The organism is Salinicola sp. DM10 (assembly GCF_017306975.2).
Taxonomy (GTDB): Bacteria; Pseudomonadota; Gammaproteobacteria; order Pseudomonadales; family Halomonadaceae; genus Salinicola.
Map to the genome: position 1 here is coordinate 81,522 of NZ_JAFLEN020000002.1, position 22,892 is coordinate 104,413.

At 65.5% G+C, this 22,892-nt stretch carries 19 protein-coding genes and 1 riboswitch; of the genes, 15 read left to right on the forward strand and 4 right to left on the reverse strand.

Translation table 11 applies throughout. The features are described from left to right. The first annotated feature begins 35 nt into the window (after positions 1–35). The 5 genes from J0A90_RS09175 to rfbD all read left to right on the forward strand — a co-directional run bounded on the left by J0A90_RS09175 (position 36) and on the right by rfbD (position 6,396). Entirely contained in the window at positions 36–2,624 is a 2,589-nt protein-coding gene (locus J0A90_RS09175) for a glycosyltransferase (RefSeq protein WP_207035231.1), read from the forward strand. Positions 2,625–2,973: 349 nt separating this feature from the next. Next, positions 2,974–4,044 carry a dTDP-glucose 4,6-dehydratase gene (rfbB, locus tag J0A90_RS09180; protein ID WP_207035230.1) on the forward strand — a complete coding sequence of 357 codons (1,071 nt, stop codon included), beginning with the start codon at positions 2,974–2,976 and terminating at the stop codon, positions 4,042–4,044. A 20-nt stretch (positions 4,045–4,064) separates the two neighbouring features. Beyond that, a complete protein-coding gene (gene rfbA / locus J0A90_RS09185; protein ID WP_035475221.1) occupies positions 4,065–4,952 on the forward strand; it encodes a glucose-1-phosphate thymidylyltransferase RfbA in 888 nt (295 codons plus the stop codon). Further along, a complete protein-coding gene (gene rfbC / locus J0A90_RS09190) occupies positions 4,949–5,494 on the forward strand; it encodes a dTDP-4-dehydrorhamnose 3,5-epimerase (RefSeq protein ID WP_207035229.1) in 546 nt (181 codons plus the stop codon). The genes rfbA and rfbC overlap by 4 nt, the downstream gene beginning before the upstream one ends. Continuing rightward, complete coding sequence (gene rfbD, locus J0A90_RS09195; RefSeq protein WP_207035228.1) at positions 5,491–6,396, forward strand: dTDP-4-dehydrorhamnose reductase; 906 nt, start codon at positions 5,491–5,493, stop codon at positions 6,394–6,396. The genes rfbC and rfbD overlap by 4 nt, the downstream gene beginning before the upstream one ends. Before the next feature lie 83 nt (positions 6,397–6,479). Here the strand turns inward: rfbD and J0A90_RS09200 are convergent, their stop codons facing one another. After that, positions 6,480–7,814: an O-antigen ligase gene (locus J0A90_RS09200; protein WP_207035226.1), complete on the reverse strand. Its 1,335-nt coding sequence runs from the start codon at positions 7,812–7,814 to the stop codon at positions 6,480–6,482. A gap of 262 nt (positions 7,815–8,076) precedes the next feature. Here J0A90_RS09200 and J0A90_RS09205 point away from each other — a divergent pair, with 262 nt between their 5' ends. From J0A90_RS09205 to J0A90_RS09230, 6 genes are all read left to right on the forward strand, one after another. Beyond that, complete coding sequence (locus J0A90_RS09205) at positions 8,077–8,862, forward strand: FadR/GntR family transcriptional regulator (protein WP_207035224.1); 786 nt, start codon at positions 8,077–8,079, stop codon at positions 8,860–8,862. Positions 8,863–8,953: 91 nt separating this feature from the next. Continuing rightward, positions 8,954–10,102, forward strand: coding sequence for a galactonate dehydratase (gene dgoD / locus J0A90_RS09210; RefSeq protein WP_207035222.1), 1,149 nt, complete (start codon positions 8,954–8,956; stop codon positions 10,100–10,102). 58 nt (positions 10,103–10,160) lie between these two features. Continuing rightward, positions 10,161–10,847: a 2-dehydro-3-deoxy-6-phosphogalactonate aldolase gene (locus tag J0A90_RS09215; RefSeq protein ID WP_207035220.1), complete on the forward strand. Its 687-nt coding sequence runs from the start codon at positions 10,161–10,163 to the stop codon at positions 10,845–10,847. After that, positions 10,844–11,767 carry a 2-dehydro-3-deoxygalactonokinase gene (locus J0A90_RS09220; protein ID WP_207035217.1) on the forward strand — a complete coding sequence of 308 codons (924 nt, stop codon included), beginning with the start codon at positions 10,844–10,846 and terminating at the stop codon, positions 11,765–11,767. The genes J0A90_RS09215 and J0A90_RS09220 overlap by 4 nt, the downstream gene beginning before the upstream one ends. A 188-nt stretch (positions 11,768–11,955) precedes the next feature. After that, positions 11,956–12,804, forward strand: coding sequence for a mannosyl-3-phosphoglycerate phosphatase (locus tag J0A90_RS09225; protein ID WP_207035215.1), 849 nt, complete (start codon positions 11,956–11,958; stop codon positions 12,802–12,804). A gap of 142 nt (positions 12,805–12,946) precedes the next feature. Beyond that, positions 12,947–14,167 carry a glycosyl transferase gene (locus J0A90_RS09230; protein WP_207035214.1) on the forward strand — a complete coding sequence of 407 codons (1,221 nt, stop codon included), beginning with the start codon at positions 12,947–12,949 and terminating at the stop codon, positions 14,165–14,167. 22 nt (positions 14,168–14,189) lie between these two features. Here J0A90_RS09230 and J0A90_RS09235 read toward each other — a convergent pair whose 3' ends face one another. Then, on the reverse strand, positions 14,190–15,641 hold the full coding sequence (locus J0A90_RS09235; RefSeq protein ID WP_207035212.1) for a diguanylate cyclase: 1,452 nt from the start codon (positions 15,639–15,641) through the stop codon (positions 14,190–14,192). Between the two features lie 307 nt (positions 15,642–15,948). Here J0A90_RS09235 and J0A90_RS09240 point away from each other — a divergent pair, with 307 nt between their 5' ends. Continuing rightward, a complete protein-coding gene (locus J0A90_RS09240; protein WP_207035210.1) occupies positions 15,949–17,106 on the forward strand; it encodes a PQQ-binding-like beta-propeller repeat protein in 1,158 nt (385 codons plus the stop codon). A gap of 19 nt (positions 17,107–17,125) precedes the next feature. Here J0A90_RS09240 and crcB read toward each other — a convergent pair whose 3' ends face one another. Beyond that, positions 17,126–17,503: a fluoride efflux transporter CrcB gene (gene crcB, locus J0A90_RS09245; RefSeq protein ID WP_035475204.1), complete on the reverse strand. Its 378-nt coding sequence runs from the start codon at positions 17,501–17,503 to the stop codon at positions 17,126–17,128. 92 nt (positions 17,504–17,595) lie between these two features. Continuing rightward, a riboswitch (Fluoride riboswitch) is annotated at positions 17,596–17,683 on the reverse strand. 29 nt (positions 17,684–17,712) lie between these two features. Beyond that, on the reverse strand, positions 17,713–19,527 hold the full coding sequence (locus J0A90_RS09250) for a sugar phosphorylase (protein WP_207035208.1): 1,815 nt from the start codon (positions 19,525–19,527) through the stop codon (positions 17,713–17,715). Positions 19,528–19,681: 154 nt separating this feature from the next. Between J0A90_RS09250 and nrdR the strand changes: the two genes are divergently transcribed. The 3 genes from nrdR to ribBA all read left to right on the forward strand — a co-directional run bounded on the left by nrdR (position 19,682) and on the right by ribBA (position 22,693). Continuing rightward, positions 19,682–20,161, forward strand: a complete 480-nt coding sequence (nrdR, locus tag J0A90_RS09255; protein ID WP_106418359.1) for a transcriptional regulator NrdR — start codon at positions 19,682–19,684, stop codon at positions 20,159–20,161. 65 nt (positions 20,162–20,226) lie between these two features. Continuing rightward, the gene (ribD, locus tag J0A90_RS09260; RefSeq protein ID WP_207035206.1) at positions 20,227–21,411 is read left to right on the forward strand and encodes a bifunctional diaminohydroxyphosphoribosylaminopyrimidine deaminase/5-amino-6-(5-phosphoribosylamino)uracil reductase RibD; all 1,185 of its coding nucleotides are present in this window, start codon (positions 20,227–20,229) and stop codon (positions 21,409–21,411) included. Between the two features lie 148 nt (positions 21,412–21,559). Further along, positions 21,560–22,693 (forward strand): bifunctional 3,4-dihydroxy-2-butanone-4-phosphate synthase/GTP cyclohydrolase II, encoded by a 1,134-nt coding sequence (ribBA, locus tag J0A90_RS09265; RefSeq protein ID WP_207035204.1) that lies wholly within the window; start codon positions 21,560–21,562, stop codon positions 22,691–22,693. The last annotated feature ends 199 nt before the right edge of the window (positions 22,694–22,892 follow it).

Here is a 22,892-nt window from a genome sequence, read left to right on the forward strand (position 1 = left end):
CAGCCGGTCGCGCCACACGGTAGTCAAGGAAGCGCATGAAGATCGCACTCATCGCCCCCAGCTCGGTGCCCTTTACGGTCGGCGGCGCGGAAAAGCTCTGGTGGGGGCTCCAGCACCACGTCAATCAGCTCAGCGATCACGCCATGGAGCTGATCAAGCTGCCCAGCCCCGAGCGCAACTTCGACGAGCTCATGGAGAGCTACGCGCGCTTCGCCGTGCTCGACCTCAGCCACTTCGACCGCGTCATCAGCACCAAGTACCCGGCGTGGATGGTCGAGCACCCCGACCATCACGTCTACCTGCAGCACACCCTGCGCGGGCTCTACGACACCTATCCGCTACCCGAGCACGCCCGCTACAGCCCGTTCTCGCCGCATGCCTGGCCCAACGCCCTGGGCGCCAGCGCCATCGTCGCCCTGCGCCACCACCCGGACATGCGCGCCCTGCGCCGCCTGCTCGAGGCTCGGCCCGAGCGCGCCCAGTTGCCGGAGCTGTTCGCCCGGGTCGCCAGCCTGCGCGAGGGCCGCTGGCTCAGCGACAAGATGCGCTGGGGACTCTTGCACTTCCCCGGGCCGCTGACCCGCGCCATCGTCCACCATCTGGATCGCATCGCCCTCGACCCCGGAGCGATTCGCGGTTACAACGCCATCTCGCGCAACGTGGTCGGCCGCGACAACTACTTCCCGCCCGGAGTGCCGGTGCAGGTCGTACACCACCCCTCGGACCTGCCGGTGTTCGAAGGCCGCAACCACGACTACTTCTTCACCGTCAGCCGGCTCGACGGCCCCAAGCGGATCGAACTGCTGCTGCGCGGCTTCATGGCCAGTGACGCCGAGTGCGAGCTGCGTATCGCCGGCACCGGCCCGGAGGAAGCGCGCCTGCGCCAACTCGCCGCCGACGACCCGCGGGTGCGCTTTCTGGGCTTTCTGCGCGACAGCGAGATCGTTGCGCAGTACCGCGACGCCCTGGCCGTGCCGTTCCTGCCGTTCGATGAGGACTACGGCCTGATCACCGTCGAGGCGATGGGCGCGGCCAAGGCGGTGATCACCTGTCACGACGCCGGGGGCGTCAACGAATTCGTCCGCCACGGCGAGACCGGCTGGAGCGTGGCCCCCGAGCCCGATGCCCTGGCCGCCGCCTTCGACGAGGCCGACGGGGACCGCCAGCGCACCATCGCCATGGGCCGCAGCGCCCGGCAGGCGGTGCAGCACGTCACCTGGCAGGACACCGTGCTGCGGCTCGAACACTCCGGCGCACTCGCCGCCGACGACACGCCGCCGTTCCCGGTGCTGCGTGGCCGTGGCGGGGCGGACTGGGCAACGCCGGGCGCTGCCGACGGCCGCGCCACCGCCGACGCTGAAGCGCCGGACGCCGCCGCCCCGGCGGCGCCCGCGCAAGACGACGAGGACACCTCCCAGGGCCACTGGCTGGTGCTCAATACCTACGCCGTCTACCCGCCGATGGGCGGTGGGCAGAACCGCATGTACCACCTCTACCGCCACCTGGCGCGGGCGGCGCGGGTACGCATCACCCTGCTGGTGCTCGACGAGCAGACGCCCACCCCGCGCGAGCTGCGCATCGCCCCCGGTCTCTACGAGCACCGCATTCCGCTGACCTCGCGCCAGCAGGCGCGCCAGCTCGAGCTGACCCGCGCGCTCAAGGCCTCGGTGGCGGACATCGCCGCCATTCACGGCTGGCAGGCCAACGACGCCTATATCGCCGCGCTGCGCCAGCACGCCCGCAGCGCCACCCTGGCGATCTGCGCCCACCCGTACCTGGTGCATGCGCTGCGCGCCCACTACTCGGGGCCCTGGCTCTACGAGGCGCACAACGTCGAGGGCGATCTCAAGCGCGATATCCTCGGCCGCGAGGCGGTCGCCGTCGACGGCAGCCGCGCCGCCGAGGCGATCGCCTGGGTCGACGAGGCCGAGCGCCTGGCCTGCTGCGAGGCAGACCGGGTGGTGGTCTGCGCCCGGGGCGATCTGACCCGGTTCCACGCGCTCTACGGCATGGACGTCGACAAGGGCATCGAGATCCCCAACTGCGCGGCGCTCGAGAACCTGCCGTTCATCGACGTCGCCACCCGCCGACGCTGGCAGAAGCGTCTGGTCCATGGCCGGCCGCTGGCGCTGTTCGTGGGGAGCTGGCACGGCCCCAACCTGCAGGCCGCGCACTTCATCTGCCGGCGGCTGGCCCCGCGCCACCCGGACGTGGGCTTTCTGCTCGCCGGCAGCCTCTGCGACAGCCCCGAGTTCCGCCACCTGCCACCCAACGTGCGCGCCCTGGGCCGGGTCAGCGACGACGCCCTGCGTGTGCTGCTGGCCAGCGTCGATGTCGCGCTCAACCCCATGAGTGCCGGCTCGGGCAGCAATCTCAAGATGCTCGACTACACCGCCAGCGGCATCCCGGTGCTGACCACCCCCTTCGGCAACCGCGGGCTGGGCTTCCCCGACGACGCTGTCTGGGTCGCCGAGCCCGACGACTTCGCCGACACCCTGCGCGCCCTGCTCGAGGCCGATGACGCGACGCGCCAGGCCCGGGTCGCCCGGGCGCGGGAGCTCACCGCGCGCCAGTTCTCCTGGGCAGCGGCGGTGCGCCCGCTGGCCCTAAAATTAATCACTTGATTGTTTTAGAGGGTGTCTACAAAATGCCTGCGCTCGACAACACGGCGTTGAAATCGACCTCAAAATGCTCATTTACCTCTTGTAAATTGCGCTTTTGCGGCCAATTTCGCGTTGTCTTTCCTTCGCTCTTTGAATTTGTAAACACCCGCTTAGTGTGTGCGGTCTGAATGATTGGATTAATTACTCTCCGTTGTCTATCTGTCGATCTCAGAGGTGAAATGAAAGCTACTATCTCTGACGTTAGTCGGGCATCTTCTCGCAGAGTCTCGATACCTTGGTGATTCAGCGCGTAGCCGTCCGGTGCTTGAACCCGTAGACTGAGTGGATTTTCGATCCGGCAGGGTGTGTCATGAAAATTCTGGTAACAGGTGGCGCCGGGTTCATCGGCTCGGCGGTAATCCGCCACTTGATTGGTGGTACTCGGCACAGCGTTGTCAATGTCGACAAGCTCACCTATGCGGGCAATCTAGCTTCCCTGGGTGAGGCAAGCGGTGACTCCCGCTATGCGTTCGAGCAGGTCGATATCTGCGATGCGAATGCTCTGCGCGACGTGTTCGCGCGCCACCGGCCCGACGTGGTCATGCATCTGGCGGCGGAGTCTCACGTGGATCGCTCGATTTACGGCCCGGCTGACTTCATACAGACCAATTTGGTAGGTACCGGTGTTTTGCTGGAGGTAGCTAGGGCCTATGTCGAGACGCTGACGGAGGAGGGACGCCAGGCGTTTCGCTTCCATCATGTCTCTACCGATGAGGTGTATGGCGATCTCGAGGGACCGGATGCGTTGTTCACCGAAGCGACGCCTTATTCTCCCAGTTCACCTTATTCGGCGAGCAAGGCCGGTTCCGACCATCTTGTGCGGGCCTGGCACCGCACCTTTGGCCTGCCGGTGCTGGTGACCAATTGCTCGAACAACTACGGTCCCTATCACTTTCCCGAGAAGCTGATCCCCTTGATGATCCTCAATGCTCGTGCGGGTAAGCCATTGCCCGTCTATGGCGATGGCAGTCAGGTGAGAGATTGGCTGTATGTCGAGGATCATGCACGGGCGCTGGTCACGGTGCTCGAGTCGGGCAAAGTTGGAGAGACTTACAATATTGGCGGACATAATGAACACCGTAATCTCGAAGTAGTCGAGCGTATCTGTGCGCTGCTTGAGGAGCTAGCCCCTGAGCGTCCAGCGGGTGTGGCGTCCTATGCTAACCTGATCACCTATGTCAAGGATCGCCCGGGCCATGATCTTCGCTATGCCATTGATGCTGGCAAGATCGCACGCGAGCTTGGTTGGCAGCCGCGTGAGACATTCGACTCCGGGCTACGCAAGACCGTGCAGTGGTATCTGGAGAATGATAGCTGGGTGAAGGGGGTCACCAGCGGTGCCTATCGCGAGTGGACGACGCACCATTACGGCTCGAACTGAGTAGAACTAGGACAAAGGCCATGAAGCGCAAAGGTATCATCCTCGCCGGAGGCTCCGGTACTCGCCTCCACCCGGTCACGATATCGATCTCGAAGCAATTGCTGCCTGTCTATGACAAGCCGATGATCTATTATCCCTTGTCGACGCTGATGCTGGCAGGGATCGACGAAATTTTGATCATCTCTACACCTCAGGATACGCCGCGTTTCGAGCAGCTGTTAGGCGATGGCCATCAATGGGGTGTTTCGCTCGAGTATGCCGTGCAGGCGTCTCCGGACGGCCTGGCGCAAGCCTTCATTATCGCAGAAACATTTCTCGACGGTGCGCCGAGCTGTCTGGTTTTAGGCGACAATATTTTTTACGGGCATGATTTTCAGCCGCTATTGAACAATGCTGCGGCTCAGCCCCAAGGGGCCAGTGTCTTTGCATATCACGTTCATGATCCCGAGCGTTATGGTGTCGTCGATTTCGATGCCGAGGGGCGTGCAACGTCTCTCGAGGAGAAGCCGTCAGAGCCCAAATCACCGTTCGCGGTAACTGGGCTCTATTTCTACGACAGCGATGTCGTCGCGATGGCGAAGTCGCTGAAACCTTCCGCACGCGGTGAACTGGAAATCACCGATATCAATCGGCTCTATCTCGAGCGCGGTGATCTCAGCGTCGAGATCATGGGGCGAGGTTTTGCCTGGCTCGATACCGGCACTCATGAGTCGCTGATGGAGGCATCGCATTTCGTCGCCACCCTGGAGCATCGTCAAGGGTTGAAGCTTTGCTGTCCAGAAGAGATAGCCTGGCGGCATGGGTGGATCGACGATGATCAAATGCTGGCGTTGGCCGAGCCGCTAGCTAAGAGCAGTTATGGTCAGTACCTACGCCGAGTGGTGAAAGAGCGTGGGGTTTATCGATGAAGGCTGTGGCGACCGTTCTGCCTGAAGTTATGGTTCTGGAACCGAAGGTGTTCGGCGACGCGCGGGGCTTCTTCATGGAGAGCTTTAACCGTAACGCTTTCGAGGAAGCTACCGGCTGCCGGCGTGATTTCGTGCAAGACAACCATTCACGCTCACGTCGAGGCGTGCTGCGTGGTTTGCATTATCAACTCGAGAAGCCCCAAGGCAAGTTGGTGCGCGTGACCCATGGCCGCGTCTTCGACGTCGCCGTCGATCTACGCCGCTCTTCACCCCGTTTCGGCCAGTGGGTGGGCGTGGAGCTTTCTTCTGACAACCATCGCCAGCTATGGGTGCCCGAAGGCTTTGGACACGGTTTCGTGGTGCTCTCTGAGAGCGCGGATTTTCTCTACAAGACCACTGACTATTATCATCCAGCGTCGGAGCGCTGTATCCGTTACGACGACCCCGAGCTCGGTATTGAGTGGCCTGACGTCGCCGATCTCACGCTCTCTGACAAGGATCTCGCTGGCGTTGCACTCTGCGAAGCGGAGGTGTTCGCGTGAGCGACACGGAGATTGATTATCTGATTCTGGGGGCCAACGGCCAGGTCGGGCGCGAGCTGGTACGGGCCATGCAGCCTTTCGGTCATGGGCTCGTCCTGGGGCGTCAGGAGTGCGATCTGGCTGAGCCGGGCGCCGCGGCCGCGACGGTGTCACGCCATGCGCCGTGCGTGGTGATCAACGCCACGGCCTATACCGCGGTCGACCGTGCGGAGAGCGAGCCGGCACTAGCCAGACGCATCAATGCCGAGGCGGTGGCAGAGTTGGCCACCGTCTGTGCCGAGCGCGATATTCCAATGGTTCATTACTCAACGGATTATGTTTTTGCCGGTGAGGGCAATACGGCCTATCGACCCGACGATGCGACAGCCCCGGCGTCGGTCTATGGCCAGACCAAGCGCGAGGGTGAGCAGGCAATCATTGAGTCGGGCGCCAAGGCGCTGGTGCTGCGGACCAGTTGGGTCTATGCCGCCCATGGCCATAATTTCGTCAAGACCATGCTGCGCCTGGCGCAGGAACGTGACCAACTGCGAATCATCGATGACCAGATCGGTGCGCCGACCTGGGCCGCTACCATTGCCGATATCACTGCGCTGGCGTTAAACGGCTGGCGCCGTGAGGGCTGGACCGAGCAGATGGCGGGCATCCACCACCTCACGGCCAGCGGAGCGACCAGTTGGTACGGTTTCGCCGAGGCAATCTTCGATGAGGCTATCGCTCAAGGGCTGCTCGACCCTGCTCGACGGCCGACGACCGAGGCCATCTCTTCCTTTGACTATCCGCAACCGGCGCCGCGGCCGCATAATTCGCGGCTGGACACCGCCTCGCTGAGCGAGACTTTCGATGTCGTCTTGCCTCCCTGGCGGGAGGCTCTGAGTCGCTGCATCAGGGCGCTCGCTGGCTGAAGGGAGCCTCTTCGGTCGCGCTCAAGGCGTAAATCTTTTTTCCTGCGCGCCGCCGAGACCCACCGCTCGGCGGCGCGCTGTTTTTATGCCTTCTCTTCGGATTTGGCGTAGCGCCAGTGCCAGTAGTGGGTCACCAGCCCGCCGACGACAAGGTTGTGTACGTAGACCCCGGTCCAGAACGAGTCGTAGGACTCGAACTGGTTGACGATGATCCAATAGACGAAGAAAGCCGCGCCGAACAGGGCGACGTCATTGGGCATGGCGCCCCCGCGCCAGGCCAGCCAGGTTCCACGCCCGATCCAGAACGCCAAGGCTGCTATCACTCCTACGCCTAGCAGGCCGTAGGCTACCCAGACTTCGATGAAGAAGTTGTGCAGGTGACCGAAGTTCTGCTTGACCCCCACCGGCAGCCAGGGGGTGTGGGCGATGACCAGGCTGCGCCCCTCCCCGGCCCAACCCACCAGCGGGCGCTCCGCTATCCATTGAAAGGCCGCCACCCAGCTATGGATACGGATTCCGATGCTCGAGTAGGGCACGGCCTCCAGATTGCCGTGGGCGAGCTGGTAGATGACGGAGGATTCTGCGGTAATGCGCTCGACCAGCACGCCGCCGAAGAGCCAGACTGCGATCACGATCAACAGGCAGCCTAGCGCCAGGCCGATCAGTAGCGGTCTTAGCACGCGCTGGCCGGTGCCGCGCCACTGTGCCCAGGCCAGCATGATGAGGCCGGCGAACGGTAGGGCGACGAGTAGCGCCAGCCACACCGCGCGGGTCTGGCCGATGGCGATGGCGGTGGCACACACGGCCATTACTATGCCCCAAACGACGCTGCGCCAAATTACCCAACGTCCCGCTGGCATCATCAGGCGGCGGGCGAAGATCACCATGCCGAGGAAGGCGACCCCGAATAGCATAGACCCGTGCTGGTCGTTGCGAATGCCGAAGCCGACGCGCTCTCCCTCCAATCCGCGTAGCCACTCTTCGGGACCGGCGAGCACGACGGCGGTGACAAGAAAGCCGAGTAGAGCCAGCATCCAAAGCCAAAGCGTATTACGGGTGCTACCGCCCAGCCACCAGGCGACGGCGGTGAAGATGAATAGCTTGGCTAGGCGGTCGACCTGCGGATTGTCCGCAATCCATTGGGGGTGATGGTAATAGCCGAAAGTCCAGGAAATGACTTGCACTACGATCGCGGCCAGCAGTAACCATAGTGCAGCGGAGCGGCGCATCGTCTTGCCGTAGACGAAAATCGCGATCAGGCCCAGCAATGCCGACAGGGTGCCTGCCTTGCCACCTAGATGCTCGGTCACTATACCCAGGCAGGCATAAGCCCAGAGGCAGGCGACGCCCACGACCCACAGACCGCGGGGACACTGCCAAGAGCGAGGAGATTCCCAAAGCGTAGGTCGCTGCGTCATGGATCTCGTTACCCTCGAAAATTGGTGAGGTCGGCGATACTAAACGTATTTCATTGATCGTTACAGTTGCCGATGACCATTCCAGGAAGCAGTTTTCCCTCAGCCGATCGACTCGTATCCATGCTGGTACTCGTTCGCCAGGCATGATCCTGGAGGCTTCCTTCCTACAACTTTGGTCTTGTTCATGACCATGGTCTAAGAGCATTATTCTTTGGCATGCCCGAGGCTATGTCGGACATAGTGTGCAGTGAGTTGAACATCCATGCCGACAGACGTGCAAACCGCCGGAGCCGCCGCCGCTCGGGAACCCCGTGCCGACATCGCCGACGCGCTGGCGGCGTCGATCTTCGGCGGTGAATACGCCAGCGGCGAAATGATTCCGCGCGAGATCGATCTCTGCACGCGCTTCGGGGTCAGCCGCAGCACCGTGCGCAGCGCGCTGCAGAAGCTGGTCAATGCCGGGCTGGTCACGCGTATCTCGGGTCAGGGTACACGGGTGCGCGAGCTGGCCGCCTGGCATCTGCTCGACCCGCAGGTGAGTGACTGGATGGCGCGTTATGCGCGGCCCAACCCCCAACTGCAGCGTGAGGTCTTCGCTTTCCGCGTAGCGGTGGAGCCATTCGTCACCGGGCTGGCGGCGACCCACGCCACCGCCGCCGATCTGCTGGCGATCGAAAGCGCGCACGCGGGCATGCTGGCGGCGCTGGAGGCGCCGGATCTGTGCTGGCAGGGGATGAGCCACGACGACTACGACGTCGCCTTCCACGAAGCGGTATTCGCGGCCTCGCACAATCTTATCTGGGCGCAGATCTCGCACGTGCTCAAGCCCGCCATCGCCATGATCGTCGCCCGCTCCAATCACAGTGCCGGCGAACTCGACGACAGCATGGCGCGCCATGCCCGGGTGCTGGAGGCGATCCGCCTGCGCCAGCCGGAGGAAGCCGTCGAGGCCGCGCGGGCGGTGCTCGAAAGGACCGGGCGTGATCTCGGCATGGAGGAGCTGGTACGACATCCCCGTGTGATCGGTCTGCCGCAGGCGTCGCCCTGACACGCGCAGAGAGAGCCGGAGACGTCCCGCGCCCACACATTTCATGACATTGACCCAGTGGCATGACACTGACTTAGCACATAGGTGAGCCGTGAAGATTACCCGTTTGAAGACCTGGCAGGTGCCGCCGCGCTGGCTGTTTCTCAAGATCGAGACCGACGAAGGCTGCTACGGCTGGGGCGAGCCGGTGGTCGAGGGGCGTGCCGCGACCGTCGAGGCGGCGGTGCATGAACTCGCCGACTACCTGGTCGGTCAGGACCCGCACCGTATCGAGCACCTGTGGAACACTCTGTATCGCGCCGGGTTCTATCGCGGCGGCCCGATTCTGATGAGTGCCATCGCCGGTATCGACCAGGCGCTGTGGGATCTTAAAGGTCGTGATCTGGGTGTGCCCGTGCACCAGTTGCTCGGTGGCAAGGTGCGCGATCGCATGCGTATGTACGCCTGGACCGGCGGAGACAAACCGAGCGATGTCGGCGCCGGTGCCAAGGTACTGGTCGAGAAGGGTTTCACCGCGTTCAAGATGAACGGCACCGCCGAGATGGCGATCGTCGATTCGCATGCCAAGGTCGATGAGGCGGTGGCGAGGGTGGCCGAGGCGCGCGATGCCGTCGGCCCCGATGTGGGCATCGGCATCGACTTCCACGGGCGTGTCCATCGGCCCATGGCCAAGGCGCTGCTGCGCGAACTCGAGCCCTATCATCCGATGTTCGTCGAAGAGCCGGTGCTGCCCGAGCACCTGCCCAGCCTCAAGCATATCGCTGGCGGCCTGGGCTATCCGCTCGCCACGGGTGAGCGTCTGCACACCCGCTATCAGTTCCGCGATCTGCTCGCCGAGGGCATGGTCGATATCGTGCAGCCGGATCTCTCCCACTGCGGCGGGATCAGTGAAGGCATGAAGATCGCCACCCTGGCCTCGTGCTTCGACGTCGCCCTGGCCCCGCACTGCCCGCTGGGGCCGCTGACCCTGGCCGCCTCGCTGCATGTGGACGCAGTCAACCATAATGCGTTCATCCAGGAGCAGAGCATGGGCATTCACTATAACCAGGGCAACGACGTCCTCGACTACCTGGTGGACAAGTCCGCGCTATCGATTCACGACGGCTTCTGCGCGATCCCCGATGGCCCGGGGCTAGGGGTGGAAATCGACGAAGCCTTCGTCGAGGAGCGCGCCAAGATCGGGCATCGCTGGCGCAACCCGGTATGGACACACGAGGATGGCTCCATCGCCGAGTGGTGATGTTTGGCATCCTGCTGGTGGCCTACCATCAGAACGGACCCACATCCAGGAGAAACACATGAAGGAGACACGCAAGTTCGCGCTCGAGACGGCGCTGCGCGAGCGCCCGCTGGTGGCGATCCTGCGCGGTATCACGCCGGAGGAGATCGACGGCGTCTTCGATGCGCTGGTCGCGGCGGGTTTCAAGCTGATTGAGATTCCGCTCAATTCGCCCCGCGCCTGGGATAGCATCGCGGCCATCAGCAAGCGCTGTCCGGCAGACGTGGTGGTCGGTGCCGGGACGGTACTCGACCCGGCGGATGCCGAGCGTCTCGCCACCCTGGACGCGCCGCTGCTGATCACCCCGAACAGCGACCCGGAGGTGATCCGTGCCGGGGTCGCCCACGGCCTGGCGCCGATGATCGGCTGCATGACCCCCACGGAGGCATTGGCCGCGGCCAAGGCGGGCGCCACGGCGCTCAAGCTGTTCCCGGCGGCGCGCCTGGGCACCGCCTACTTCAAGGATATCCGCGCCATTCTTCCCAAGGGGCTGCCGGTGCTCGCGGTCGGTGGGATCGAGCAGAGCAACATGGCCGAGTGGCATGCCCATGGGGTGGCCGGATTCGGCTTCGGCAGCAATCTCTACAAGCCTGGCCGACCCGCTGCCGAAGTGGGCGAGATCGCGCGGGCGCTGGTCGCCGAGTGGCAGCGGCTGCGCGAAGTGGCGCAGCAGGCCGAAGCGTTGGAGCGCGAGGCCGACGCATGAGCCCGCGCCTGATCGTTGTCGACTGGGGGACCAGCAACTTCCGCGCCTTTCTGGTCGACGCTGCCAGCGGTCGCATCCTCGATACGCGGCGTTCGAGTTCCGGCCTGCGTGCCCTGGCGCGCGAGGAGTTCCCGCACTACTGCGCCGCACAGGTGAGCGACTGGCGCGCAGGGGAGGCGGGCGAGGCAAGCGAGCCGGTGCCGATCTATCTCGCCGGCATGGTCGGTTCGCAGCGCGGCTGGTTCGAAGCGCCGCAGCTGGAGCTGCCGGTGACCGCCGCCGAGCTTGCCGACCGGGTGGTCGAGGCGCCCGGTCTCGATCACACCTGGATCTTGCCGGGGGTCAAGCAGGTCACCTCGACGCATGTCGACGTCATGCGGGGTGAGGAGGTGCAGGCGTTCGGGGCGCTGGCGCTGGCCGGTGTCGACAGCGCCGACTGCTGTCTGCCGGGTACCCACAGCAAGTGGGCGCATCTCGAGTCTGGGCGTCTGACCGACTTCACCACGCTGATGACCGGTGAGCTCTACCATGCGGTGCGTTTCCATACCCTGCCGGGGGAGCCCGCCCGCGACGAGGCGGCGTTCGACGCCGCCGCGTTTCAGTTGGGACTCTCCCGCGCCGGCCACGCCGGTGGCGTCCTGCACGCGCTGTTCGAAGGCCGCAGCCGACACCTCTATGCCGGTCTGGCCGCGGAGCAGGTGGGCAGCTTTCTCTCCGGTGTGCTGATCGGCGAGGAGGTTCACGCCATGCGCGCGGCGCGGCCGGCGCTCGGGCGGGTCCTGCTGGTCGGCGCCGAGAATCTACGCCAGAGCTATACCCAGGCGCTGGAGCAGGCGGGGCTGACGGTGGTGACTATCGACAGCGATGCCGCCACCATCGCCGGCGTTCTCGCCATTGCGGCGCGCCACGCGTTGCGCTGAGGCCGCTTTGCACCGTCCTGGTGCGTCATCTTGGTGCATTACCCTGAAACACGGGGCGCGACAGTGCCCCGTTTTGCGTCGCGCCAGCCCGAATAGCCGCGGTGCGCTGGCGTTGGCACGATCCGTGCTACCTTCAAGCGGTAGGGTCACCGAGGCTGACCGATCGTGAACGCGGATAGGGGGATGCGATGAGTGACGCGACTGGCGGGCCGCAGCGGCCCCCCCTGCTGGTTTTCACCGATCTCGATGGATCGCTGCTAGACCACCACAGTTACGACTGGCAGCCCGCCGCGGCCTCGCTGGAGCGCCTGGCGGCGGCCGGGGTGCCGGTCATCCCCACCACCAGCAAGACCCGGGCGGAGCTGCTGGCGCTGCGCCGGGAGCTGGCGCTCGAACACACCCCATTCATTGCCGAGAACGGCGCCGTCATCGGCCTGCCGCCGGCCTGGCAGCACGCGCGTCTGGATCGCGATCCGGCGTCGCCTGAAGGGCTGGTGGTGAAGACGCCGAGTCTGGACGTCGATTTCATCCGCCGGCGTCTGGACGTGGTGCGCGAGCGCCTGAACCTGCGCTTTCGGCGGATGGGCGAGATGACGCTTGAGGAGGTATGCGAGCTGACTGCGCTCAGTGCCGAGGGCGCACGCCAGGCGATGGCGCGCGAGGGCAGTGAGCCGCTGGTGTGGGAGGGCGACGACACCCAGCTGCAACAGCTGCGTGAGACGCTCGACAGCGACGGCCTGCAGCTGACCCGCGGCGGGCGCTTCTGGCATGTGATGGGCGCGGTCGACAAGGGCCACGCGGTGCGCTGGCTGCTGGCACGTTTCGAGGCGCTGCGCGGCTATCGCCCGCCGACCCTGGGGCTCGGCGACGGGCCCAACGATCTGACCCTGCTTGCCGCCACCGACATGGCGGTGATCATCCGTGCGGATCACGGCCAGCCGATGTCGCTGACCCATGCGCGGCTCTATCGCACCGAGGCACCGGGCCCGCAGGGTTGGGCCGAAGGGGTGGCCCATTGGTGGCAAGGGCCAGCGTAGCGTGAGCCGCCGAGTGCGCTCGGTCGCTCTTGTGCGTAGGCCGGAACAGGTTCGGCGTGCCTCGAGATTGGCTGTTCACGCATATCCGGCGGCCAGTTCAGCGCGTCTGTAGTCAGCGCTTTTATAACAACGAGGATGTGGCATGAGCGATTTCTACCAGAACGGTATCATCACCAACTTCCATAACCTCACCCGACGCTCGGTGGAGGCGCTGGAGAACGACCTCAAGGGCTTTTCGCGCCAGCGCCCGATGGGTTTGATCCTGCCGTCGCTCTACTCGGAGCTGGAGGGGCCGGCGCTGTCACATATCGTCGATGAGCTGTGCAAGGTGCCCTATCTCAGCGAGATCGTGATCGGTCTCGACCGCGCCGACCGCGAGCAGTTTCTCAAGGCGCGGGAGTTCTTCGCGCGCCTGCCGCAGCACCATCGAATCCTGTGGAACGACGGCCCGCGACTGCAGGCGCTGCACCAGGAGCTGGCGGCGGAAGGGCTGGCACCGCTGGAGCCGGGCAAGGGCTGCAACGTCTGGTACTGCTCGGGCTACGTGCGCGCCTCCGGCAAGGCGGAGGCGGTGGCGCTGCATGACTGCGATATCGTCACCTACGATCGCGGGCTGCTGGCGCGGCTGATCTATCCGGTGGCCAACCCGCGCTTCCACTATGAGTTCTGCAAGGGCTACTACTCGCGTATTGCTGGCGGCAAGCTGAACGGTCGGGTCGCGCGGCTGATGGTCACGCCGTTGATCCGCGCCTTCAAGATGATCTACGGCCCGCTGCCCTATCTCGACTACCTCGACAGCTACCGCTACCCGCTCTCCGGTGAGTTCTCGATGCGCGCCGATGTGCTCGACGGGATCCGTATTCCCAGCGACTGGGGGCTGGAGATCGGGGTGCTGTCGGAGGTGCATCGCAATTTCTCGACCAAGCGGCTGTGTCAGGTGGATATCGCCGACGCCTACGACCACAAGCATCAGCCGATCTCCGAGGCGGACCCGAGTGGCGGGCTCAACCGCATGAGCATGGACATCGCCAAGGCGATGTACCGCAAGCTGGCGACCCTGGGGGTGGAGATGAGCGTCGAGAGCTTCCGCACCGTCAAGGCCACCTACTATCGCACCGCACTGGACCTGATCGAGGCCTATGATCACGATGCGGCGATGAATGGGCTCAAGCTCGACCGCCATAGCGAGGAGGCGGCGGTGGAGCTGTTCGCCGACAACATCATGCAGGCCGGTGCGGCGTTTTTCGAATCCCCCCGCGACAAGCCGTTCATTCCCAGTTGGAACCGGGTTCAGGCCGCGATTCCCGACCTCCAGGACCGGCTCTTCGAAGCCGTCGAGCGCGACAACGCCGGTGACGTCTGAGGCCCGTGGGGCGCGCTTCGCATCAGCCGTTGGCGGCAGCCGATGGATTATCGGTCTGGTTGCGTCTGCCGCGCTTGGCCTGTAGCAGGGCCAGGTCGGCCCGTCGAAAGGCTAGAGCGAGCGTGTCTTCCGGGCCTAGCTCGGCGACGCCGATGGTAGCCGAGAGCGGCTGCTGGGTACCCGGCACCCGCAGGCGGCTGATCTGCTGCTGCAAGTGATCACTCGTCTCCTGGGCGGCGTCGAGATCGCTATCGAGCAGCAGCAGAAACTCGTCGCCGCCGAAGCGCCCGAACAGCTGGCCAGGTGCCAACGTGCCTAGCACGGTGTGGCACAGCAGGATCAGAGTCTGATCGCCGACATCATGGCCGTGGCTGTCATTGATCCGCTTGAAGTGATCCATATCCAGCACCAGCAGTGCCAGGGGGCTGGCGCGCCGCTGCGCCTCCGCGTGCACCTGCACCGCCTTGTCGAAGAAGGCACGTCGGGTGAAAACGCCGGTGAGCGAGTCGCGTGACGCCAGCTCGCTGAGCTGGCGGTTGCGCGCGGTCAGCGCCGGGACGGCGAAGCCGAAATAGCCGCTGGTGGCGATCACGCAGAGCGCGAACTGATAGGTCATCGACTGTTCGACCAGACCCAGCCCCGCTACCCAGAGCGCGGTCGTCAGGGCGAACAGTGCCAGGCTCAGGGCGCTGCGAAAGGCACTCTCGGTATATACGACCCACATCAACGGGATGATCAGAAAGAACATCGCGAAGGCGACATCGGGATCTTGCGTGTAGGCATCGGCCAGGGTCACGACACTGAGCAGCCCAAGGCACAGCAAAAGCTTGCCGATGAAGGCCACGCTCGGACGGTGGGGTAGCTGGAAGTCGAGCCCGCCGAGCCAGGGTGAGAGTGCGGCGTAGCGCCAGCTCAGCGCCGCCAGGAACAGCGGCGCGAGCACGATCACGCCGGCCATGTCGCCGATCCACCAGGGCAGCCAGATCGCGCTCAGCTCGGTCCAGACCAGCAGACCCGTCATCTCCAGCGCTAGGATGCCCATGAGGGTGGCGGCCAGCGCCGAGAGACAGGCGGTCACCAGAAACAGTGGCACCAGCGTCAGCGTGGTGATCTCGGCCTGCCGGCCCAGTGTGCTTCTGAGCGCCCAGGCGCCGACGCCATAGGCGCTGCAGTGGGCGAGGCCGAAGGCCAGTCCGGACGTCAGCAGCTCGCGTGCGCTTTGGTGCATGGCGTAAAGCTGGTCGACCCAGAAGGTGGCCAGCATGCAACTCACGATCAGACTGGGTAGCGCACGCCAGCCGAGCACGAGCAGGGCGGCGAAGCTCAGTCCGGACGGCGGAAACCAGAGGCTGGCGTGCGGAGCGAACTCCATCAGTGCAGAGAGGCGCCACAGGGCAAGCCAGGCCAGCACCAGCAGGAGGTGGCGGGGCCCATGGCGGGCTACGCAAGGGAGTAGCCGCCTGCGTCCTGGCATTGCGTTCGAGAATGGCCGCATGTATCACCTGACTTTGGGCTTCCGCCGATTCGGAGCAGTCGTTTCGTTACATCATAGGCTTTTAGTTAATCTAAGTTAAATTAGGTAAGTGGATTGAGGCGATAGTCAAAGCGCTGATGGGTTCTGTCACCTGGGCGCCAGAGCGCTGGCGGCGCCGCCCGGTTACGCGTAGGGTAGACCTAGCACCGGCGCGAATCGCTCGGGCCGGTGAGAATCACGTTAGCGAAAATAACCTCAAAAACGACCCTACGCAGGGCCACGTCCTATCCCCGAGAGGAGATTCGCCGTGCCTGATGCTGCTTTCGACCCGCCCGCGCTGACGCCCGCGGACGAGGCCCTGACAGATGTCGCGTCATTCACGTCGGCGGGCCCTCACGCCCGATCCGCGATCGATTTAGGTGCATTCTGCTCTTCGGTAGAGAATGCGCTCGAGATCGGTCACGTCGCACCAGTCGCGCTGGCAGCCCCCGATGACCGTATCAGCGTCTATGCGTCCTGGGCCGAGATTCCCTGGTACGGCGCGCGGGCGTCGATCTCGCCACGCTTCGATACCTCGGCGCGGGGCTCTTTGCAGCGGCGCGAAGCCACTTCCGGTGCGCTGCTGTGGCAGCTCGAGGTGCCCGACTGGGCCCATGCCCGTATCGCGACCACGCCGGCTGTCGGCGTGGTCGCTTATGCCGAACGATCTCTCTCTACCGCTTCGTCTGCCCGCTGCGGGGAGACGCCCCCCGCCAGCGGTCTGCTCGCTTTCGATCTGCATAGCGGCAAACCGCTGTGGCATCAGCGCTATGCCGGGAGCGGTCTGCCGTTTCCGCTGCTGCACGCTGGCGAGGTCTATGTCGGCGGCGGTGATCGTGCCATTCACGCCCTGTCGCTGCACGATGGCCACCAGACCGGGTGCATTGGCATGGGAGCGCCGGTGGACCTGGCCACGGCGCTGCTCGACGATCAGGGGCGGCTGTTCCTGGGCGACACCGATCCCGCTCGGCTCTTGCGCATCGATCCATTGACGCGTGCGGTGCTGTGGATGGCCGAGATGCCCGAGGCCGTGCCCGCCAGCCTGGCGGCGCGTCCGGCGGTTGAGGCGGAGCGTGTGGCGGTGAGCCTGGCGGTACAGGATGTCGGCGCGGCACCGATCTCGCTGTGCCTGTTCGGTTTCGATGCAGCCAGTGGCGAGCGCGTCTGGGAAGTCGCGCTGGGGGAGCGCGACGCGTCTCACCCGCCCGCGCTGGCGGCGCCGCTGGCGGACAACGAGCGGTTCTACGTCATCAGCGCGCGCGGCGAACTGGTGGTGATCGATGCGCTGGAGGGCCGCGAACGTCAGCGCCTGACGCTGGGTGATCCGGCGCTGGCGGCGGCCAGCCTCGAGCGTCTCGGCGAGCATTTGGTGGTCTCGGCGCCAGGCGGCAACGTTCAGGTGGTGCCGCTGGCGCTGCTCGCATGAGATCAGGGATGAGCCGGACTCAATGGCGCAGCCAGCCGTAGCAGGCGATGCCCAGCAGGGTCATGGCGAACGAGCCGAGTACGTGCACCAGGGTGCCGGTGATGGCCCATAGCCAGCGCCCGCTCTGGATCGCAGTGACCATCTCGGCAGAGAAGGTGGAGAAGGTGGTCAGCGCGCCGAGCAGGCCGGTCACCGCGAACAGTTTCCACTCGACGCTGAGCGACGAGTCCTGGAAAAAGCTCAGGGCCATGCCGATCAGCCACGCCCCCAGCAGGTTGGCGATCAGCGTACCCGGTGGGATGTGCAGGAAATAGCCGTTGTAGTGCGCGCCCAGCCACCAGCGCAGATTGGCGCCAATGGCGGCGCCCAGGCTGATGGCGGCGATCGAAATCCACATGTATTGCGCTCCTCGTCGATCTCGGCAGACGAGGGGTCTCCTGCGGGCGGGAAGGGCTGAAGCATGACGCCTGCGCAGGACACACCTCGGGTGCGTTGGCAGGCATCATCAGCGGGCTGCGGTTTGCGGCCGGGGCGGCGGGGCCCATGCCGCGGGAGGAATGCCATCTCCCGGTTGCTACTCTAGCCAGCCGCGACGGCCGCGGCAAGTCACGGCTGCACCAGCCACAGGCTACGGTAGGGTCGCAGGATCTCGCGCTCTTCGGGGTGGGGATTCCAGCGCTTGCCATCCTTGAGCACGTCGTACCACTCGCCGTCCGTCAGCGCGTCGATATCCAGCGGCTGACGTTTGTCACTGATGTTGTAGATCGCCAGCAGTCGGCGCCCGCTGGCCAGCGGGCCGCGCTCGATGGCGAACAGCCCCGGCCCGGTATCGAGCACGCGCTGCGGCGCCTCGGGATGGAAGCAGGGCTCGCTGGCGCGGATATTGAGCCGGCGCTTGAGCGAGGTGAAGGCTTCGCGGGTGGGCGTGCTGCGGCTGTCGATCAGCTCGTCGAGCTCCTCCTTGACCCAGCGGTGGCGGTTGATCGAACGCAGCCGGCCGCTGCGTTCGACGCCCTCGTGGTCATTGAGCGTCGCCGTCAGCGAGTGCAGATAGACCCCGGGAATGCCTTGCAGCGCGAGCATCAGGTTCTGGCTGCACAGGAAGCGTTCGACCTGCCAAGCATCGGCGCCGCGGCGGGTGCCTTTCATGGCATCGAAGTAGGTGATGTTGATCTCGTAGGGCGAATCGCTGCCGTCAGGGTTGGTCTTCATGCTGACGTAGCCGCCGAAGCGGTGCATCAGCTCGAGCAGCAGCGAGACCTCATGCGGCGGCAGCAATCCCTCCAGCGCACGCACCCCGATGCCGTCGTGGCTGGCGGTGAAGTTGAAGTAGGTGCAGCCGGCGGGCAGTGGTGGCAGCGCGCGCGCCCACTCGGCCAGCGCAGTGGCGTCGCCGCTGGTCAGCGTGTGCAGCAGCAGCGGCGGCAGCGTGAACTGGTAGATCATATGGGCTTCGTCGGGCGCCGCCGTGTCGCTGGCGGAAGCGTCGTCGCTCCCCGTGGCCGATGCTTCAGCCGACGTGCTCTCCAGGCCGAAGTAGCTCATGTTCTCGGCGTGGGGCACGTTGGTTTCGGTGATCAGCAGCGTGCCCGGGGCCACGTAATCGAGAATCGCGCGCAGCAGACGCACGATGGCGTGGGTCTGCGGCAGATGGATGCAGCGGGTGCCGACCTCCTTCCACAGGTAGGCGATCGCATCCAGGCGGATGATTCGTGCCCCCTGCTGGACATAGAACAGCAGGATGCCGATGAATTCGAGCAGCACGTCCGGATTGGCGAAGTTGAGATCGATCTGGTCCTCGGAGAAGGTCGCCCACAGATGGCGCGTGCCACGTCGGGTCGAGACCGGTACCAGCAGCGGCGAGTTACGCGGGCGTGTGACCTGTGAAAGATCGGTCTGCGGGTCCATCTCGATGAAGTAGTCACGCCCGGGTTGGGTACCTGCCAGATAGTCGGTGAACCACAGCGAGTCGCGCGAGACGTGGTTGATCACCAGATCCACCATCAGGTCGCTGCGCGCGGCCAGACGGCGGATGTCCTGCCAGTCGCCCAGCTTGGGGTCGACCTCGCGGTAGTGGATCACCGCGAAACCGTCGTCGCTGCTCCAGGGGAAGAAGGGCAGGATGTGCAGGCCGCTGAAGACGCCGTTGAGCCGGGTAGCGAGAAAATCGTCGAGCACGTCCAGCGGCGGGCGCTCGCCGTCGATCAGGCTGTCGCCATAGGTGATCAGAATCTGGTCGCGTTCGCTCCAGGTTGGGCGCGGCTGGCGGTCGAGCGCACCTTCATGGTGCGCCAGCAATGTGGTCAGCCGCCGCAGCACCTCGTCCCGTCGCGGCCCGTAGACCTCTTCGAGCCTGGCGCCGGCGCGGGCGAGGAAGGCGTCTTCGGACAGGGCGGGGTAATTGGCAGCGCGGCTGGGCATGGGGCGGTTCCTGACGTGGCGGCGAAAGGGGAGCTTGACGTTATCCTTGCAGAACTTGGGCCAACAGGGAACGAAACGCGGAAATCGCCGTGTTTCCGGTATCTTGTGCAAACCGTTACACTGCTCGCATAACGCGCCGACGAGTGAACCATCGATGCATTGTCCTTTTTGCGGTACCCACGATACCAAGGTGACCGACTCGCGCCTGGTCGCCGAGGGGGATCAGGTGCGTCGGCGTCGCCAGTGTGCTGCCTGCGGCGAGCGTTTCACCACCTACGAGACCGCCGAGCTGGTGATGCCCCGGGTGATCAAGGCGGACGGCTCGCGCGAGAGTTTCGACGAGCAGAAGATGCGCGCCGGCATGTCGCTGGCTTTGGAAAAGCGCCCGGTCAGCGTCGAGTCGTTCGAGGCGGCGGTGGAGCGTATCCGCCAGCGCCTGCGCGCGCGCGGCGACCGCGAGGTGGAGGCGCGTGAGGTCGGCGAGGAGGTGATGGAGATGCTCAAGCGCCTCGACCACGTGGCCTATATCCGCTTTGCCTCGGTCTACCGCCGCTTTCAGGATCTCGATGAGTTCCGTGCCGAGATCGACCGCCTGGCCCAGGAGCCGAAGATACCCGGCGACACCAAGCGCTGATCGCGCTTCCCCGACCCTGCTGGCCGGCGCCGGCCGCCGGCCTTGCCACTGTGTGAGAGATGCCGATGTCCGATGCCCCCCTGGGTAGTACTGCCTTCGATTCCGAAACCTCCGCTTGTGCGGCGGCCCAGGACACGGCCTGGATGAACCGTGCCCTGCGCCTGGCGCAGCGTGGCCACTACACCTGCGATCCCAATCCGCGGGTCGGCTGCGTGATCGTCAACGCTGGCGAGCTGGTGGGCGAGGGCTTTCATCGTCGTGCCGGCGAGGCCCACGCCGAAATCAACGCCCTCGCGGCGGCCGGCGAGGCTGCCCGCGGTGCCACCGCTTACGTCACGCTGGAGCCGTGCTCGCACACCGGGCGCACCGGGCCCTGCAGCCAGGCGCTGATCGCCGCTGGCGTAGCGCGGGTGGTGGCGGCGATGGAGGACCCCAACCCGGCGGTCTCCGGTCGCGGCTTCGCCCAACTGCGTGAGGCCGGCATCGCGGTGGAGGTGGGCCTGCTCGAAGCGCAGGCGCAGGCGCTCAACCCGGGCTTCGTGCGGCGTATGCAGCAGGGGCTGCCGCGGGTCACGTTGAAGATGGCGATGAGCCTGGATGGGCGCACCGCCATGGCCAGCGGCGAGTCGCAGTGGATCACCGGGCCGGCGGCACGGCGCCAGGTCCAGCGTCTGCGCGCCGGTGCCAGCGCGATTCTCACCGGGGTCGAGTCGATCATCTTCGACGATGCCCGGCTCACCCTGCGCGCCGAACAGCTGGAACTCGACGAGGCTGACGAGATCGTACGCCGCCAGCCGTTGCGGGTGGTGCTCGACAGCCAGCTGCGCCTACCACTCGCAGCGGCCTGCCTGAGCCAGCCGGGCCGCACCCTGGTGCTCAGCGTCGCCGGTGCCGACGCGGCTCGGCGTGAGCGCCTCGAAGCCGCCGGGGCGGAGGTGGTGACGCTACCCGACGATGGCGCCGGGCGGGTCGATGTCGAGGCAGCGCTGCGCTATCTGGCGACCCGGGAAGCGTGCAACGAGGTGCTGGTGGAGACCGGTGCCACCCTGGCCGGCGCGCTGCTCGATGCCGGCTGGATCGAGCGTCTCGAACTGTTCGTCGCACCGACGCTGCTGGGTAGCGATGCGCGCCCGCTGTTCGCGCTGCCCGGGATCGACAGCATGCGCCAGCAGCGTCGGCTCGAGATCGACGAGATCCGTGCCGTGGGCGACGACTGGTGGATTCGCGCCCGCCCGCGGGTGGACGCTTGAGCCCTGGCGTCGCCGGTCGGTGACGGCGTTGCGATGCGGCGACGTTGCGATGCGACGACAGTAGCGTCGGCGCCGCCCGACAGGTAGTCTGTGCCGTCATCGAATCCAAGCGCGCGGCGCGCACGACCAAGGCGATGGCGATAGAGCTATGACGACAGGGGAATCGGGCCGGCTGGCCAGCATCGAGGCGCTCGTCGAAGACATTCGGCAGGGCAAGATGGTCATCCTGATGGATGACGAGGACCGCGAGAACGAAGGCGATATCATCATGGCCGCCGAGTGCGTCGAGGCGAGCCACATCAACTTCATGGCGCGTCACGCGCGCGGCCTGATCTGTCAGCCGATGACCCGGGAGCGCTGTCAGCAGCTCAAGCTGCCGCTGATGGTCGACGACAACGGCTCCGGCTACGGCACCAAGTTCACGCTCTCGATCGAGGCCGCCAGGGGCGTCTCCACCGGTATCTCCGCGGCTGACCGTGCGCTCACCGTGCGCGCCGCCGCGGCGCGTGACGCGCGTCCCGAGGATCTGGTCCAGCCGGGCCATATCTTTCCGCTGATGGCGGAACCGGGCGGGGTGCTACGGCGTGCCGGGCATACCGAGGCGGCCTGCGACCTGGCGGCGATGGCCGGCTTCGAGGCCACCGGCGTGATCTGCGAGATCATGAACGATGACGGCAGCATGTCGCGGCGGCCCGAGCTCGAGCGCTTCGCCGCCGAGCACGATCTCAAGATCGGCACCATCGCCGATCTAATCCACTACCGCATGCTCAACGAGCGCACGGTGGATGCTGTCGAACGCCAGAGCGTCACGACCGCTTTCGGTGAGATGGCACTGCACGTCTTCCACGACCGCATTCAGAACACCCACCACCTAGCCCTGGTCAAGGGCGAGCCCGAGGCGATGCAGCCGACCACGGTGCGGGTGCATGCCGGCGACACCCTGGGTGACCTGCTGGCGCTGTGCAAGGGCGAAGGGCACTGGACCGCCTACACCGCGCTGGAGGCGGTGAGTCAGGCCGAGGCCGGGGTTTTCGTGCTGCTCGACGATGCCAGCCCGCGCGGCGACCTCAAGACTCAGCTCGATGTACTGCTGGGCCATCGCCCAGCGCCGCGCTCCAGCGCCGCCGATGGTAGTGGCAACTTTCTGTCGATCGGCACCGGCGCCCAGATCCTGCGTCAGCTCGGCGTCGGCAAGATGCGCCTGTTGAGTTCGCCGTGGCGCTTCTCGGCGCTCTCCGGGTTCGACCTCGAGGTGGTCGAACTGGTCAGCGGTGACGTCTGATCCCATGGCGGCCATGCCGATCTCGTCCGTGATGCCGCCGTGCCCGTCGTACCCGGGGCGGTGGTCATGTCGCCCGCTGGCGTCGAGCCATGCCCGCGCCCGCCGGGACATGGTAAGATGGCCGGCTTCGCGCGCCGAGCGCCTCGTTCTGGCGCCGGCCAATCACTCTTTTTTAGCGTACGCCTGAGGGGATCCGCCG